This window comes from Bacteroides sp. (genome assembly GCF_030151085.1).
Classification (GTDB): Bacteria; Bacteroidota; Bacteroidia; order Bacteroidales; family Bacteroidaceae; genus Bacteroides.
In genome coordinates this window covers 13967-28973 of record NZ_JASLER010000082.1, presented here as the reverse complement: position 1 = coordinate 28973, position 15007 = coordinate 13967, and the positions used below count along the sequence as shown (strand labels likewise).

Annotated in this window: 15 protein-coding genes; all 15 read right to left on the bottom strand. The window is 37.7% G+C overall.

Annotation, left to right across the window (positions count from 1 at the left end; translation table 11 throughout):
- Positions 1-20: 20 nt before the first annotated feature.
- Positions 21-473, bottom strand: a complete 453-nt coding sequence (locus Q1W14_RS16545) for a phage tail protein (protein WP_300703417.1) — start codon at positions 471-473, stop codon at positions 21-23.
- Positions 474-501: 28 nt separating this feature from the next.
- The gene (locus tag Q1W14_RS16540; RefSeq protein ID WP_300703415.1) at positions 502-1995 is read right to left on the bottom strand and encodes a phage tail sheath C-terminal domain-containing protein; all 1494 of its coding nucleotides are present in this window, start codon (positions 1993-1995) and stop codon (positions 502-504) included.
- A 47-nt stretch (positions 1996-2042) separates the two neighbouring features.
- The gene (locus tag Q1W14_RS16535) at positions 2043-2810 is read right to left on the bottom strand and encodes a hypothetical protein (RefSeq protein ID WP_300703413.1); all 768 of its coding nucleotides are present in this window, start codon (positions 2808-2810) and stop codon (positions 2043-2045) included.
- Positions 2807-3349 carry a Pvc16 family protein gene (locus Q1W14_RS16530; RefSeq protein ID WP_300703410.1) on the bottom strand — a complete coding sequence of 181 codons (543 nt, stop codon included), beginning with the start codon at positions 3347-3349 and terminating at the stop codon, positions 2807-2809. Before Q1W14_RS16530 ends, Q1W14_RS16535 begins: the two co-directional genes overlap by 4 nt.
- 223 nt (positions 3350-3572) lie before the next feature.
- A complete protein-coding gene (locus tag Q1W14_RS16525; RefSeq protein ID WP_300703407.1) occupies positions 3573-4064 on the bottom strand; it encodes an HU family DNA-binding protein in 492 nt (163 codons plus the stop codon).
- A gap of 311 nt (positions 4065-4375) precedes the next feature.
- Positions 4376-5509 (bottom strand): aminotransferase class I/II-fold pyridoxal phosphate-dependent enzyme, encoded by a 1134-nt coding sequence (locus Q1W14_RS16520; RefSeq protein ID WP_300703404.1) that lies wholly within the window; start codon positions 5507-5509, stop codon positions 4376-4378.
- A gap of 280 nt (positions 5510-5789) precedes the next feature.
- Positions 5790-6791, bottom strand: coding sequence for an ATP-grasp domain-containing protein (locus tag Q1W14_RS16515; protein ID WP_300703401.1), 1002 nt, complete (start codon positions 6789-6791; stop codon positions 5790-5792).
- Between the two features lie 5 nt (positions 6792-6796).
- Complete coding sequence (locus Q1W14_RS16510) at positions 6797-7990, bottom strand: diaminopimelate decarboxylase (RefSeq protein ID WP_300703398.1); 1194 nt, start codon at positions 7988-7990, stop codon at positions 6797-6799.
- Positions 7977-8597 carry a sugar transferase gene (locus Q1W14_RS16505; RefSeq protein WP_300703461.1) on the bottom strand — a complete coding sequence of 207 codons (621 nt, stop codon included), beginning with the start codon at positions 8595-8597 and terminating at the stop codon, positions 7977-7979. The genes Q1W14_RS16510 and Q1W14_RS16505 overlap by 14 nt, the downstream gene beginning before the upstream one ends.
- A 2-nt stretch (positions 8598-8599) precedes the next feature.
- Positions 8600-9610 (bottom strand): NAD(P)-dependent oxidoreductase, encoded by a 1011-nt coding sequence (locus tag Q1W14_RS16500; RefSeq protein ID WP_300703395.1) that lies wholly within the window; start codon positions 9608-9610, stop codon positions 8600-8602.
- A gap of 24 nt (positions 9611-9634) precedes the next feature.
- The gene (locus Q1W14_RS16495; RefSeq protein WP_300703458.1) at positions 9635-10708 is read right to left on the bottom strand and encodes a glycosyltransferase family 4 protein; all 1074 of its coding nucleotides are present in this window, start codon (positions 10706-10708) and stop codon (positions 9635-9637) included.
- A 105-nt stretch (positions 10709-10813) separates the two neighbouring features.
- Complete coding sequence (locus Q1W14_RS16490) at positions 10814-11800, bottom strand: glycosyltransferase family 2 protein (RefSeq protein WP_300703392.1); 987 nt, start codon at positions 11798-11800, stop codon at positions 10814-10816.
- Between the two features lie 9 nt (positions 11801-11809).
- The gene (locus tag Q1W14_RS16485) at positions 11810-12970 is read right to left on the bottom strand and encodes a Coenzyme F420 hydrogenase/dehydrogenase, beta subunit C-terminal domain (RefSeq protein ID WP_300703390.1); all 1161 of its coding nucleotides are present in this window, start codon (positions 12968-12970) and stop codon (positions 11810-11812) included.
- Positions 12963-14087: a polysaccharide pyruvyl transferase family protein gene (locus Q1W14_RS16480; protein ID WP_300703387.1), complete on the bottom strand. Its 1125-nt coding sequence runs from the start codon at positions 14085-14087 to the stop codon at positions 12963-12965. The genes Q1W14_RS16485 and Q1W14_RS16480 overlap by 8 nt, the downstream gene beginning before the upstream one ends.
- Positions 14087-14995, bottom strand: coding sequence for a glycosyltransferase family 2 protein (locus Q1W14_RS16475; protein ID WP_300703384.1), 909 nt, complete (start codon positions 14993-14995; stop codon positions 14087-14089). Before Q1W14_RS16475 ends, Q1W14_RS16480 begins: the two co-directional genes overlap by 1 nt.
- Positions 14996-15007: the final 12 nt, after the last annotated feature.

The following is a 15007-nucleotide window of genomic DNA, read 5'->3' as shown; positions in this document are numbered from 1 at the left end:
TACTAATTGTTACAAATAAATTAAGCATTCTCAATTACTAATCCCTCATGAGCCATATCCAACTGCTCAACGGCAACTTCGTTTCCATCCGATTTCAAACTAACACCAGTCACCTTTGTCGGCCATGCATTAGCCAGTTTCCATACCATAGTTGGATTTCCTTCTTCATCGAGCAAACTGATAGTAACCGCTTCACGCTGGATAGTATTCAATTTAATTGTATTAAACCAATCAAATAATTTATTATCCTTTGCAAATACCCCTTTCTTCAACTGTATATTGCTATATTTCTTGATGCCCGGCATCTTAATCGTTGAAAATTGCGGGCTGTTTCCATGACGATATTCTATAATCTGTGCTTCAGCATCCAAACCTGAAACTTCCTTGAAAGCTATTTCACCTAAACTGCCAATCTCTACTTTAAAATAAAACGCCGGCAATGGCCATACGTTATCTTGTTTTTCTCCTGCCATAATTTTCAATTATTAATTATTAATCATCTTAGCTCTTTTGCATCTGCTGCTGGAAAGTAATCTCAATAAACTCTGCCGGACGTACTATAGCAACCAACACTGTTACCCGCAATATTCCTTCCAAAATATCTTCGGGAGTCATCGTATCGCCCAGTCCTACATGTACACTAAAAGCATCATCAGGAGTAGCACCGGCAAGTCCACCACGTTTCCAAATTCCATTCAAGAAGTTCTGAATCATGCTCTTGATATTAATCCAGGTACCTGCAACGTTTGGATCAAACACGTATGCACGAGCAGCATTCTTTACTGACTCTTCAAGCATAATCATAGTACGACGTACATTGATATACCTCCAATCAAGAGAGTTTCCGTCCAAAGTACGAGCTCCCCAAACCTTAATACCTTCACCCACAAAAGTACGGATAGCATTAATAGCCTTACCGCTCAAAGGTACATTCAAATCTTCCTGTTCATCATGAGTAATGTTTACTGCCGGAGAAATAACCGAACTTACAGAGACATTAGCAGGAGCTTTCCATACACCACGGGTATTATCCACCATTGTATAAATACCTGCCATAGCAGCAGAGGGAGGTAAAAGATTCAGCATACGTTTCATCTCTTTCAGTGCAGCATTGTAAACCGGAGAAATCTGAAGAAGAGTCTTATTCAACGTATCCTGACCAACGACATCCAACTCTGTACCTATCAGGTCAATCTGTTCCTGTATAAGCGGTTGTTTTTCTTCAGGCTGTTTTTTCAACTCTTCATTCAACAAAGCCTTCAGCAATTCAGCATCGAAATTGAGGAAAGAAAGATCACGGTCTTGCACAATGGAAGTATTGACCCAAGGATAGTAAGCAGCACCAAAATCAAGGAACGAACTGCCAATCTTTTCACGGAATTCATTTACTACATCACCAGACGGATCACGTCTGTCCTTGTAGCCATCAAACACATCAAGAATACTCACACGATTGCGCATCTTGTAACCACAGTGGCTCAGCATAGCAGTCTGAACGCTGTAACACAATTCTTTATCCTGAATACCAACAGCCTCGGGACACAGTACCATCGTAGGTTCTTGTTCTTTCAGAAGCGTTTCAATACCTGCCTTAAAAGCATTCGCATTAAGTTCTTCCGCCCTATAATCGCCTACAGAAACGATATAGCACGGACCGCCGCCATTCGCAAAGAACATCAGCATCTGATAGTAAAGCGTGAAAGGTACACTGGTCTGCTTAACCATTACCTTTTTTTCACCGCAGATCAAAGTAGGCTCTTCGCCTTCCACGGCATCCGGCAAAGCAAACATAGGAGTTGGAGCTCCTCCAAAATAAGCATGATATTCCGCCATAGAAGTAATGCGGAAAGGCTTGTTAAGCAAAGAAACATTACCATTCACAGCTCTCTCCGTATAGCCAATAAATGCGGGTACTGCGGTAGCAACTTCTACTGCCGAATTAGGGAATGCGTTTTTCTCTACGATATAAACGCCGGGTGTTTTCATTGTTCCCATAAGCAAATAAGATTTAATTATTAATTAGGAAAATCATATTTATCACTTTAAAAGTATGCTATAGACAGTGTCGAATCTTTATCCTCCTTATTAAAAGGAAAGCGACCAGGAATCGGCAAAGGCAAAGAACGCAAAAGTGGTCTTCTTATTCCGGAAGGTAATAGTTCATACAACGAAACTCTTTCTAAACCATATTCTTGCGACTTAAGTGGGACAGATGTCCGGAATTTTACTAACGATATATTCATGGGGTTACTGGAATCGTCACACCGACGACACTCTATTTCTTTATCATTATCTTTTATTTCAAGCTCTAAACTCCGGCTTATATTTCCGTCACGTGGAATCAACCAATATTCCCAATAATAACTTTTAGCTGTAAAATCCAACTCGGTAATAGAAGTTCTTTGGCTATTTATCCCATGCAACGAAACTACCATTTGGAAAAAAACATTTCGTTTAGAATCGACTTTCTTGCCTGGTAGTGTTCTCATATCAATATGTACATCATCATTTACACCAACCTGTATCTGCCGACATGTACCATTTGCCTGCCAATCCCATTCTGTATTATAAATCAGATTATTATCTTCACACATAAAATCCAGTTCCAACTGATCCGAATCTTCAAATATATCATCACCAAAAGCGATAAGTAACCATTCCGAACCCCCGGTTTGTATCAATCTACTTCCACGTCTTCGTAACAACAAATCTGACTTCTGAGACAAACTATACTTTAACCCACGGCAATTACCATCCCTGTAGAAATCATGTTTGATTTTCAAACGCCAAATTTCTCTAAACTGTGTCATATACGTCCTATATTATTTTGACTTCCAGAAACTTCAATAGCTGCACGTTTCACTTCATCCGAGTCAAACGTCAATCTTCTGATTTTACAGACCACTGACGGATAATACTTTCCTCCTAACTGTGTCCAAATGTTACTTTGATCCTGCAAGGTAGGTGAAAGAAGTTCAATCGTATATTTGTTGCCATTCACCATAAATGAGGAAGTCGTTTGCATAAATGTGATGGCTTGTGAAAGGAAGGAAAGTCCTTCCTTATATCTTTTATCACTGAATACCGCCGCAATAACTATATTCAGATTTGCATATACAGGAGGAGACGAAATTGTAGCAAAATGTCCGGAGGCACTAGCTACAGAATTCGATATTCCCTGAGTAGATTCACGCTCTATACTCAACAGTGATACCAAAATCTTACAAGGCTCTTCTTCTCCCTGCGTAGCAATAGCACCCACTTCTACCAACCCTTCCGGCTGGTGAAAGAAAGAAGCCATATATTGCTCCATGAGTTTGGCGTAAGTCGATAGTATCAGAGAAATCATATTTTCATCTGTATTATATTTATTTGCTTTTCATAGCCTGTTTTCACAAGCATTATTCACTGTTAGCTCTGTTCAAATATAGAAAGAATGTAGCATATAAAAAATATTATTTTCCGAACGACATGAAATCAACAATGAACGACATATTTCGACCCATGAACGGAAAAAAGGGGGATGAAGATTTTACTCCTCATCCCCCTTTTTTGAACAGCACTAGTTCATCCTATCCCAGTGGGTTATCATTCTCATCCCCACCGGAACCACCACTGTTACCACCATTATCATCTTTGCCATCCGAAACCGTTCCCGTCCACTTCTGAAACTCTACACCTTGTAACAAAGAACGGGTAGTACCAATAGCAGCAGGACGAGTATATTCAGGGGTAAACTGGCAACGTAAAGCGGTTACCTGATTGGGATTTACATCTTCCTCTTTTGCAACTCCTTTACCACGAGTACGGGCTTTCATTGTAAATGTACCCAACCCATCCAATCGCACTGTACGACTATTCAATAAATGCAGTCGCATGGTAGTCATCAAGTTACGAATAACGTTGTGCACATCACCCGGGGTTAATGAAGACTTCTCAGCAATACTTTCAGCCAGCATCTGTAAATCAACAGCTCTTCCTACTTTTTTCAAACTTAAGTGCCACAGTTTAGCACCTTCTTTAGTCGCAATAGACGACTGTCTCGGATAATAAAATAAAGGCATAATTTTTCTCCTTTTGCTTTTTAATTCAACATTGTTTTAATTCTCATTTCGTTGATCAACGATGCAAAGGTGAGGATATATACGGGTATAAACAAAGAAAACAGCCCGATGAAAGCTGTTTTCTGAGATTCGTTTATATAGCATTGATTTAATGCACATTACAACTCCCATCCACTATTAACCAAAAAGAGGACGCCTTTCACAAGGAATCCTCTTACAACACATTTTTACTAATACAATCAGATTAAGATTACTTAAAATCTCAAACACTGAATGTGGGGAAAACAACCTGATATGGTTGCATATTTCTATTAGATCGTCTGTCTTATTATCTCTACTACTCTCTTTATATCATCATCCGTCAATGTTGGACCGGAAGGCAGACACAAACCTATGTCAAACAACTGCTCACTTGTTCCGTTTCCGTAGAAAGGGGCATCTTTGAAAACAGGTTGCAGGTGCATGGGTTTCCACAAAGGACGAGTCTCTATATTTTCAGCATCCAGTTTCAGACGAATATCCTCACGTGTCTTACCGGCTTTGTCGGGATCAACTGAGATACATGTCAGCCAAAAATTAGAGGCGGTTTGTTCATCAGGATTCTGCATAACCGTGATCCCCGGAACATCTTTCAGCCATTCTGTATACAATTCATGGATAGCACGTCTTCTCGCAACATGTTCTTCCAATACGAACATCTGCCCGCGACCGATACCGGCACAAATATTACTCATACGGTAGTTATAACCGATATGACTATGCTGATAGTGAGGAGCAGCATCACGTGCCTGAGTAGCATAGAATTTAGTCTGTTTAGCTTCCTCCTCAGTACGGCAGATTAAAGCGCCACCGCCCGAAGTAGTAATCATCTTATTACCATTGAAAGACAAAGCAGCCAATTCGCCAAAAGTACCACACTTCTGTCCACCAAGTTCGGAACCAAGAGCCTCGGCAGCATCTTCTAATACAGGGATATCATAACGTCCAGCTACCTCCATTATCTCTTTCATCTTGGCAGGCATCCCATAAAGATGAACAGGGATAATAGCTTTAGGTACACATCCCGTCTTTCTCAAACGGTCTTTTATAGCCTCTTCCAGTAAGACCGGATCCATGTTCCAAGTATCCGCTTCACTATCCACAAACACCGGTTTAGCTTCCAAGTAGGAAATAGGATTGGCTGAAGCCGCAAAAGTAAAACTTTGACAAATGACCTCGTCACCTGATTTCACACCAAGCAGAATCAAACCAAGATGAAGAGCGGCTGTGCCAGCACTTAAAGCGACTACATGTCGGTCTTTATTCAGATAGTCTGCCAAAGATTTCTCAAAAGCATCAACATTCGGACCCAAAGGTACTACCCAGTTCGTATCAAATGCCTCTTTTATAAAGTCTTGCTCACGACCGGACATGTGGGCAAGCGAAAGCCAAATTCTATTATTCATAATTATTTATATGATTGTTATCTTTTTGAAATATAACGTGGTATAAACAGCCACTTAAGTACTCCCCATACCTTCAGGAAAAACGAGAGTACAATCATTTTTCCACTCTCACCAACAAAGTATTTCAAATCTTCTTGGAAAGAATTTATATTCGGATATTGAAATACCACCCAATTCATGTCAAATAACTCTTTCTAATATATCTAATCAACACCCTCCTTACTCACATAGGCGAGACTGATGTAATTTGTTTTTCTTTCAGACATGATTGTTTTGAAAATTAGATCAAAGGAAAGTTATCCGATATCAGTTCACTCTTGCGAGTTATTACCACATCATCATACATCATCATGATAACGCCTTCATCGTACTGACCAATAACAGGCTCATTTTCTAACCCATGAATATTGTTCAGAATCAATTTGATAAAATCCACACCTGCGCCATAAGCATGAAGGTAAGCACCGCCGAAACGAGGATTAATTTCTGACAAATAGTATTCACCATCCTTTATAAAGAAATCCATGTCACAAGGACCGTTCAACTCAAACACAACACAAACCTCCTTGATGAAATTGAAGAGTTTCTCATCTTTAAAAGAAATGGTCTTACTCGCACCGCCTATACGACTTTCTATCTTTTTCTTGCTGAAAGCAGCCACGGGCTTATGGCTAATACAATCCACATAGACATCAGCATCACAATCACCACCGGACATCAGTTCCTGAATAATATAAACAAACTTGCCATCATTGAACTTAGCTTCTGCCTCTTCCCAATTATTAACCTTGCCAATACCCACACTACCACTTCCGGAGACAGGTTTCATAAATACAGGGAAAGAAATTTCACCCTTTTCCAAACCTTCTTTCAAACCTTCGAGCGAATCGTAGGTAAGCACTGTACGCACACCTTTTTTATGAAGATACTTAAACATTTCATATTTATCGAAGCATAGACGAGCAGTCCAGTCAGCAGGGCACAAAGGCAAAATACCTCTTGCAAGCAAGTCTTCCCTATGCTTTGCTAAAAGTTCAATTTCAGGATCAATCAAAGTGGTGATAGCTTTCACATCACTCTTTTCACAGATATCAAGTACTTTCTCATAGTAGTCCGGGGCATCAATGCCAGGAACCAAGTAAGCTTCATCCGCATAAAAGAGAGCAGGAGCTACAGGACTAAGGTCAACGGCCACAATCTTGCCACAACCATTCATCGATAAACGAAAATCCTTTAGTAGAGTGGCTCTGCGCCCCACACTACAAAATAAAATATTATCCATCTTGTTCAAATTTTAGATTTCTGAATATATTCTTCGGCAGTCCACTTTTCCCTAATCAGTGAATAACCATCAATTTCCCTGACGTAAATATTAGGTATATATCTGATGAACATCGGAGTGAGACACATGGTATAAGCACCTACATTTTTATAATGAATTCTATCACCCACACTCAATAAAGGTCTATCTGTGAGTGTGTACAGACGGTCATACTCCAGACAAGTACACCCTGATACAATCTGCTTTTTTACCACTGGCGTTTCCACCTGATATAATTCTTCATTCAAATAAGACGACTTCTTGAAAAATGGGTCAATATCGTTACGTGAACCATCTGTTGTAATGAACCAGCATTCACTCTCGACACGTTTCGCATCAATTACCTCACTAAGAAAATCATAGCATGAAGCCACTAATGCATTCCCTGGTTCCACAATAACACAAAGTCGCTCCAATCCATGTTGTCTCAGTACTTCATAAAAGGTATCACTATATTGCTGAAAAGTGGGTTTGTCGGAAAAGATGCCGAAATAACCGCCTCCCACATCTATGTAGTTCAATTGTAAACCGTACTTCTTGATTACTTCACAGGCATAGTTGATGGATTTTTTGTAAAAACGAAGGCTACGGCTATGAGCTGTCCTATGGATATGCAATCCGTCAAGAACCACATTGGATAAAGATACTATCAAACCGATAGCATCCGCAAATTCCATAGTATCATCCGAGAAACCAAAGCGACTATTATCGTTATCCCCGTCAGCATCCTCTGGAGAAATATGACTAATATTAATATTTAAACGAATACCCACTTTAAATATCTTATTTTGTGGAAGTTCATAGAGCCAAGCTAACTCTCTTTTGGTTTCAATGTTTACAATTGCCCCACTCATCACTGCATCGAGAAATGTTTCCTTTGACTTCATCGGGCCGTTATAAATAATATGTTCTTGCTCAAATCCGCACAGTTTGGCCAATTCGTACTCATCGTAAGAAACGACTTCAGCATAAGCTTCCTCTTTACCAGCCAACTTCAAACAATAGGGTGTAGAATTAGTCTTCACAGAATAACCTATAACTGATTTCTCGAAAAGATTATTCAAAGCGTTCTGATAACCATGGATACTCCTAACTAATTCCTCCGTATTAAGTATAAAACAAGGAGTTATCAAATCTTCATACCGGCTAATTCGTTCCATCAAACAAAGGTGTTGTATATTGTTTTTCACTTACAGTATCATTATCAATATCGGCACGTTTTAGTACCTTCATAACAGTTCTCCAAATAATTTCACAGTCCAACTTAAATGAAACATGGTCTACATACCAAACATCCAACTCAAATTTCTTTATCCAACTGATATTATTACGACCATTACACTGCGCCCAGCCCGTAATTCCCGGACGAGCATCATGTCTGCGAGCCTGTTCCTTACTATAAAGTGCCAAATATTGTACAAGTAATGGACGAGGACCTATGATTGCCATATCACCTTTCAGGACATTAAACAACTGTGGTAATTCGTCAAGACTCAACTTTCTGACAATCCCACCAAATTTTGTGATTCGCTGAACATCAGGAAGCAACTTTCCATCTACCCCTCTGCGTTCATTCATTGTTTTAAACTTAATAATTTTAAATATTTTACCCTTATATCCAGGACGATCTTGAGTAAAAAAGGCACCTGCTCCTTCATTGAAAATAAGCAGCAAGACAAATATTACAAGCAAAAAAGGCCAGATAACTAATAAAACACAAAGCACTATTACAAAATCAATGCTTCGCTTGATATATCGTTCATACACTCTCATTCTGTATAATCATCTTTTGTACCCCAAAGTTGAGCCATCGGTTCCTCTTTCATTTCTTTTTTGAAATCTCTCAACTGATCCAGATAGCTGTATTCCGGGCGATAGGTCGGAAAATCTTCAAAAGTCCTAGTCATATCAAAAGCATTCTGCAAGGGGTCCGGCTTCTTAGGGCAATAAATAATCTCAGATGGTCTATCTTTAGGCGAGAACACTTCAATGATACCTTTAATCTGATCCTCCAGCGAAACTTGCCAACCGTTACCACAATTATAAACGCCACCTTCCTTGTCTGACTCAATGCAAGCTTGGACCAATCTTACGAAATCCTTAACATATACCATCTCTTTCTTTTTCTTACAATTCCCCCAAATTTCAATAGGCAGACTTTTACTTGCTCTATACATTAACATTCTGTAAGGCATCATTCTCCTTTTATAGTCAGCATAGTGATAGGCATTCGGATGATACTGGTAAATTGTAAAAAAGCGAAGTGCAAAAAAATGAATTCCATATTCAGCCCGATAATGTTCCATTAAATCAACAGCTGCATTTTTAGCAATCGTGTAAATGGCATGATCGCCTGTAAGTGGAAAATGTCTTGGAACGTCACCAGGAATTAATCCCTCCTGATTATGATATTTTGCCATATCGGAAGGAGTCTGAGGAAATACGATTTTTTTACAATTCAGCTTTTGCATCCAGTTCAATACATTCAATGTGCCAATGGTTATGGATTCAAATAGTTCAATTGGATCAAATGCATAACGTGAAGGTAATGAACTCGCAAAATGAGCTACTGCATATACATCCTCAAGCGGCAGAATATCAAAAGAATTAGGGTCTTTGATATCAACAGAATAATAAGGTATTCCACGATCAGCAAAAAAATTATTATCATTTTTCCTGTGACCAACAGCAATTACATCATATCCCTGCTCCTTCATATGAACAGCTATATATGCACCTAAATTTCCGGTAGCACCGAAAACTACAATTTTCTTATTCATAGAGTTTATATTTATAGTAAACTGTCAACTTATTATTTCATCATAAAACTCATACAAACACTGCCGCACAAATCCTTGCTCAAAACGACTTTCAATCATTGGTCGTGCATTGGCAATAAACTGCTGAGTCTGCTCCTTATTTAGAAGCATCCGTTCCATTGCATTGTAAAGAGCATCCCCATTCTTAAAAGGGATAATCATCCCATTCTTTTCATTGACAATAATCTCACGAGAACCATTTATATCCGTCACGATACATGGAAGCCCCATGGCACCAGCCTCCAAAACGGTATTCGGAAAACCTTCACGATAACTAGGAAATACAAAGCAATCACTGGCGGCATAGTAAGCCAACAAATCATCCGCAAATTTCGAACCTACTGCCTCAATCGCTTGATTTGTATTGATAGTATTCAATGTATCAAGCCTCACAGGATCTAAATCCGATTCATAGCTTCCCACAAGATACAAACGAGTATAAGGGTATTTCTGATTCAACTTACAGAAAGCCATAACTAACTCATTTATACCTTTGTCCCCCACAATACGCCCTACGAATATAAACGTAAAAACATCCTCTTTTTTTAGTACATTAGCTTGCTCTATAACCTCCGGCCTACGGCTAAATTTAACCATGTCCACACCACAAACATTACCATATCCCAATACTCGCATTGGTTTATTAGTGATGTGTCGTTGCAAATCATTAAGCACTCCTTGTCCTTCGGGAATCACATGTGTCGCACAGGCGCAAGTCAGCCAATCAGTTACCATCAATATCTTACGATACAAACCTGAAGTAGTCGGCCAAACAAGTCCTGTAAATGTATGCACTCTTCGAGGAACTCGAGTGAACCAAGCTGCTAACATACAAAGCAATCCCGCTTTTGGAGTCATTGAATGTACAATATATGGTCTCTCTGAATGAAATACCCTTATAAGTTGGAATAATGATTTGATATCTTTGAATAAAGATATCCTGCGAAACATACATACCCGATGCCCCATTATTCCATATTCCCGACAAATACGATCTATCTTCTTTCCAGGAGAACATAGCAATTGCACCTCATATTTTTCTTTCAAAAATGGGATCATCGGCTCAATAAAGCCTAATGACTCATCCACTGTTACAGATCGGATGATTTTATATTTTTTGATTGTCATATCTTTTGCAAACAACCGCTATAGTCCCAATATAAACTATTTTTTCAATTTACTAATATAAAACTTCAGTAACCATTCAGTAAATCGAATCCCTAAAAATCTATTGACCCAGGCAACTTTTCTTACTTTGGGATTACTAGTAAAACGAAGCAACCATCTATATTCCAATAACAGTTTGCGTTTATTGTTACGAATATCCGACCTAAGTGAGCCAATTAAAGAAAGTAAGATACAAAATTCATAAGCAAAGAAAGACCGTAAATCATTTTTTGCAGAATCCGAAAATGTCCTAATATTTACTCTTTCTATTTCCAGCTTCAAAAGATTAAAAAGATCATTGAAACTTTGTTCACTGTCTGTATTAGTAATACTGCCTAACACATTTTGTCTATACGCATAAATATAATGGTTGACAAACATACATTTCTCACAACCATCCAACAAATCGATGAACCAGACAATATCTTCACCACGAATACCCTTAACGAAAGTCAACCCCATATTTAAAAGGGATCTCAAAGAAATAACTTTCAAGCATGCACTCATAGGCATTGTACCCGATGTAACCAATAAATGCATAGCAGAATTTTTATCTGTAGGATAAGCTAATCTTTCATCAAAAGCTACCCATTTACGATAAAGATCGGTATCTGTATAATAATAGGAACAGTTGAAATTAATAAAATCACAATCTCGATTGTTTTTCACCACCTCCATCAACTTTCGTAAACAGTCTTTATTTATCCAAAAATCATCACTATCTACAAATATCACATATTCTCCCGTCGCCATTCGAACACCAGCATTACGGGCATCAGAGAGACCTCCATTAATTTTATGCAACACTTTGACTCTACTATCTTTAACAGCCCAAGTATCGCACATTGCAGGACAATTGTCGGGAGAACCATCATCCACTAAAATAATCTCAAAGTTTTTGTATGTTTGTGTCAAAATACTCTCTACACATTCATCCAAATATTTTTCTACTTTATAAACAGGAATGATAAAACTTATTTTCATAAAGGAATTCTATTTAAATGTATTAATCATCTGCTTCAAAAGACGTAAATAATCACGAATAGAAGATTTAATACCATATTTAGCAGATAGTGTATCTATCGACAGTTTTTGAGAATCTGCAAAATAAGTATTTCTGCCCTTCGGCCTTTTTGAAACATGTGAAAGGTTATAGTTACCCTCTATGGCCTCTACCAAAGGCCTTTTTTCCATAAATAAATCAGAACAGTCATTCAACAACGTTAAAGCTTTCTCACTATTTACCAACATCAAAGACACACCTTTAGATGTAGGATGATTGAATGGTATCTTCACACCTATTCCCCAATAGTCAGCTAAAGTAATATCACTCACTCTTTCTGGTCGAGCATATTCACACGCATAGCAAGCTTCACTAAACATCAATCCTTTTGTAAATGCCCTCAAATAATAGGCATTCTTAGGGAATATCACTCTTTTATCGCTATATTCATTTTTAGTCGGGAATACTAAATATTTGGACATTTGAAATCCCCAGCCATCTGTAAATCTAAAACTCACATTTTTACACTTATCCTTCAGACCAATCTTGTCAACATAAATATCAAATGCCTTCTGCGAAGGCACCCCATGGCAAACTATATCACAGGTATATAAATTGTCATACCTTCGATGTAAATATGTAAGCAAACCTGCTACCTGACAAGGAGTCCCAGTAAAAAGTACTTTTCTACCTTTGCAAAGTTGTGTCCTAATTTCCTTATATATACTCCCTACATAGGATTGCAAGTACTTTGAACCTTGCAACCGAATCAAATCGTCAACACTCTCTATGCCAATGTGGCGCACCTTCAAATCTTCACACATTGATGCACCATAGACTAGACCTTGCAAACTGAGTATCTTTCGTGCTATAACCGAGAATGCACCCCCTGAAGAGCTTTTTTTACGATCAGCTAACAATTTTGTCCAACAAGCATAAGAATGTATCGGAGTTTGACACTGTATACTTGGAGTCAATATATGACAAGCTTTCACACATATTCCACACGCTATACAAGCTTCATAATCTATCTTAGGAATCAAGAAACCATCTATTGTTTCTTGCATTGAAATACATCCTTTAGGACAAATAGTTTGACAAGCATAACACTGCGTACAACTTTTATAATCACAGAGTTTTATCTTATTCATCTCGGAGTGCATTAATCAAAAACTGTTTAGATTCTTTTCGCAATATTTCTAACCGAATTTGTTCTTCGTCCACATTATAGAAAAGTAGGCTCTTATCAGGGAAAGCATCCTTGACAGATAATATTTGAGTGTCAAGATTAAGCTTATGCATTAAACTTACCTGCCTACTATCACTTGCATTTTTATCTTGTACGACTGTCAACAAAGGCTTCCCATAGTTGAGAGCAAAGGCAGTTCCATGAAATGAGGTAGTAAGTATCATTTCTGCATCTCTTACTAAAGCAAGAAATTCTTCTGGAGATGCACCCACACGATACTTTGTGTGACAATAAACTAATTTATGTGGAGGTCTTGCTACATGAACTATTTCATAACCAGTTTGCTTCTGCATATGGTCAGTCAAGTTATCCACATAAGGAAAAGCATCGAATGTATAATTGAGGTAGTAACAAAGTATATATTTTTTCTTTATTAGACGTTTAGGTGTAGCTATTTTATTCCACTCATCTTTATTAAGAAGTAGTGTAGGATCAAGCACAGCATTTACTTCCATTCCCGTAATGTCATGTATTACATTTATACCAGAACTTTCTCTCACCGAGATGTGCTTATAACGGTCTAATAGTTCTTTATAAAGTGTATGCAATTCCAAAGGTATACTGCCCACCCCAACACTTGCTGCATAAGAAATCTTCATTGCGTCCTCTGGGGCAAAATGAAGTAAAAAAGCCGGATCACCATTACAATGACGCGGATTCCAGAGTTGATCACTCCCCGTAATATACACATCATACTGAGGAGGATTTTTTTTCAGTTCTTCTGGAGAATTATAAGTCATAGGTGATAAATGTTGATACCGATATACAAAATTATTAATCCCTCGGTGTTGCCGCAATAAAGCTTTTACAAATAGATATTTAATCCATATTGGCTCATTAGATTGAAAATCTCCTATTGTCGCAAACTTATTATTCTGATGCTGTACGTTAGGATAGCGATAATCAATTATTTCTGTTCTGTAACCTAAATCCTCACACACTTTTTGAAGAGCATAAGCCTGAAATACAGATCCATAGTTAAATATTCGATGAATAGTGATAATTCCTATATTTTCCATTACTGTCGCTTAAGCAGTTTAAAAATTAGCGATTTCATAAAATTGGGTAAATAATAAAAGAGTCTCTTAGATAGAGGTAAAGTTTTAACATCAATCAAGGATGACAATTCATCTATTATTTTGTAAGATACTTTATCTCGAATGAGTGAAGGAAGACAAGAAAGAATATATTCAGAAAAAAATGTTCTTACACTTAATGATTTTTCCATGTCACATTTATAGCGAGATATATTTCCTATTAATCGATAACGAATATCACATAGAGATTTCATTGCACTTCCTTCAACATCAAGATTGTAATAAGTCAATGGTTTGTTAAGGAATATCATATCATCTACTAATGCTATCTGAAAATAGAAATCCAAATCTTCTCCTCTTTTAAGATTAGTATCGAACAGTATATGGTGTGAGCCCAACCGTTGCTTATTGATTGTTATCGCAGAGGCATGAAAAAGAATAGATATCCGCGCATATTCAAAATACTCTGTTTTGTGGAAAAAACAAATAGGAATATCTCCAATAGTTGCAGACAAGAACTTTTCTCCCTTCTGTGACAATTGGAATTGCCTAACTCCATAGAGGCAACAATTAGGATTCTTATGTATCAAATTAACTACTTCTTCCAAATAGTTAGGTGCCCAAGAATCATCTGCATCCAAAAATGCAATAAACTCAAAAGAAGCGACTTCTATACCAAAATTTCTTGCACTAGATACACCGCCATTAGCTTTATGAATAATACGAATCCTCTCATCTGCAATCTTAGATACTTCATTTACACTGTTATCTGTAGAACCATCGTCAATAACAAGAAGCTCAAACTGTGTGAAAGATTGATTTAAAACAGAGTGAATGCAATTAAGAACTGTGTGCTCTTTATTATACAAAGGAATAACAACACTAATCATTTCAATACTATA

Bases quoted from the DNA above. Each gene is read 5' to 3' on its own strand.
- Q1W14_RS16545 (WP_300703417.1), bottom strand. From the start codon at position 473: ATGGCAGGAGAAAAACAAGATAACGTATGGCCATTGCCGGCGTTTTAT.
- Q1W14_RS16540 (WP_300703415.1), bottom strand. From the start codon at position 1,995: ATGGGAACAATGAAAACACCCGGCGTTTATATCGTAGAGAAAAACGCA.
- Q1W14_RS16535 (WP_300703413.1), bottom strand. From the start codon at position 2,810: ATGACACAGTTTAGAGAAATTTGGCGTTTGAAAATCAAACATGATTTC.
- Q1W14_RS16530 (WP_300703410.1), bottom strand. From the start codon at position 3,349: ATGATTTCTCTGATACTATCGACTTACGCCAAACTCATGGAGCAATAT.
- Q1W14_RS16525 (WP_300703407.1), bottom strand. From the start codon at position 4,064: ATGCCTTTATTTTATTATCCGAGACAGTCGTCTATTGCGACTAAAGAA.
- Q1W14_RS16520 (WP_300703404.1), bottom strand. From the start codon at position 5,509: ATGAATAATAGAATTTGGCTTTCGCTTGCCCACATGTCCGGTCGTGAG.
- Q1W14_RS16515 (WP_300703401.1), bottom strand. From the start codon at position 6,791: ATGGATAATATTTTATTTTGTAGTGTGGGGCGCAGAGCCACTCTACTA.
- Q1W14_RS16510 (WP_300703398.1), bottom strand. From the start codon at position 7,990: ATGGAACGAATTAGCCGGTATGAAGATTTGATAACTCCTTGTTTTATA.
- Q1W14_RS16500 (WP_300703395.1), bottom strand. From the start codon at position 9,610: ATGAATAAGAAAATTGTAGTTTTCGGTGCTACCGGAAATTTAGGTGCA.
- Q1W14_RS16495 (WP_300703458.1), bottom strand. From the start codon at position 10,708: ATGATCCCATTTTTGAAAGAAAAATATGAGGTGCAATTGCTATGTTCT.
- Q1W14_RS16490 (WP_300703392.1), bottom strand. From the start codon at position 11,800: ATGAAAATAAGTTTTATCATTCCTGTTTATAAAGTAGAAAAATATTTG.
- Q1W14_RS16485 (WP_300703390.1), bottom strand. From the start codon at position 12,970: ATGAATAAGATAAAACTCTGTGATTATAAAAGTTGTACGCAGTGTTAT.
- Q1W14_RS16480 (WP_300703387.1), bottom strand. From the start codon at position 14,087: ATGGAAAATATAGGAATTATCACTATTCATCGAATATTTAACTATGGA.
- Q1W14_RS16475 (WP_300703384.1), bottom strand. From the start codon at position 14,995: ATGATTAGTGTTGTTATTCCTTTGTATAATAAAGAGCACACAGTTCTT.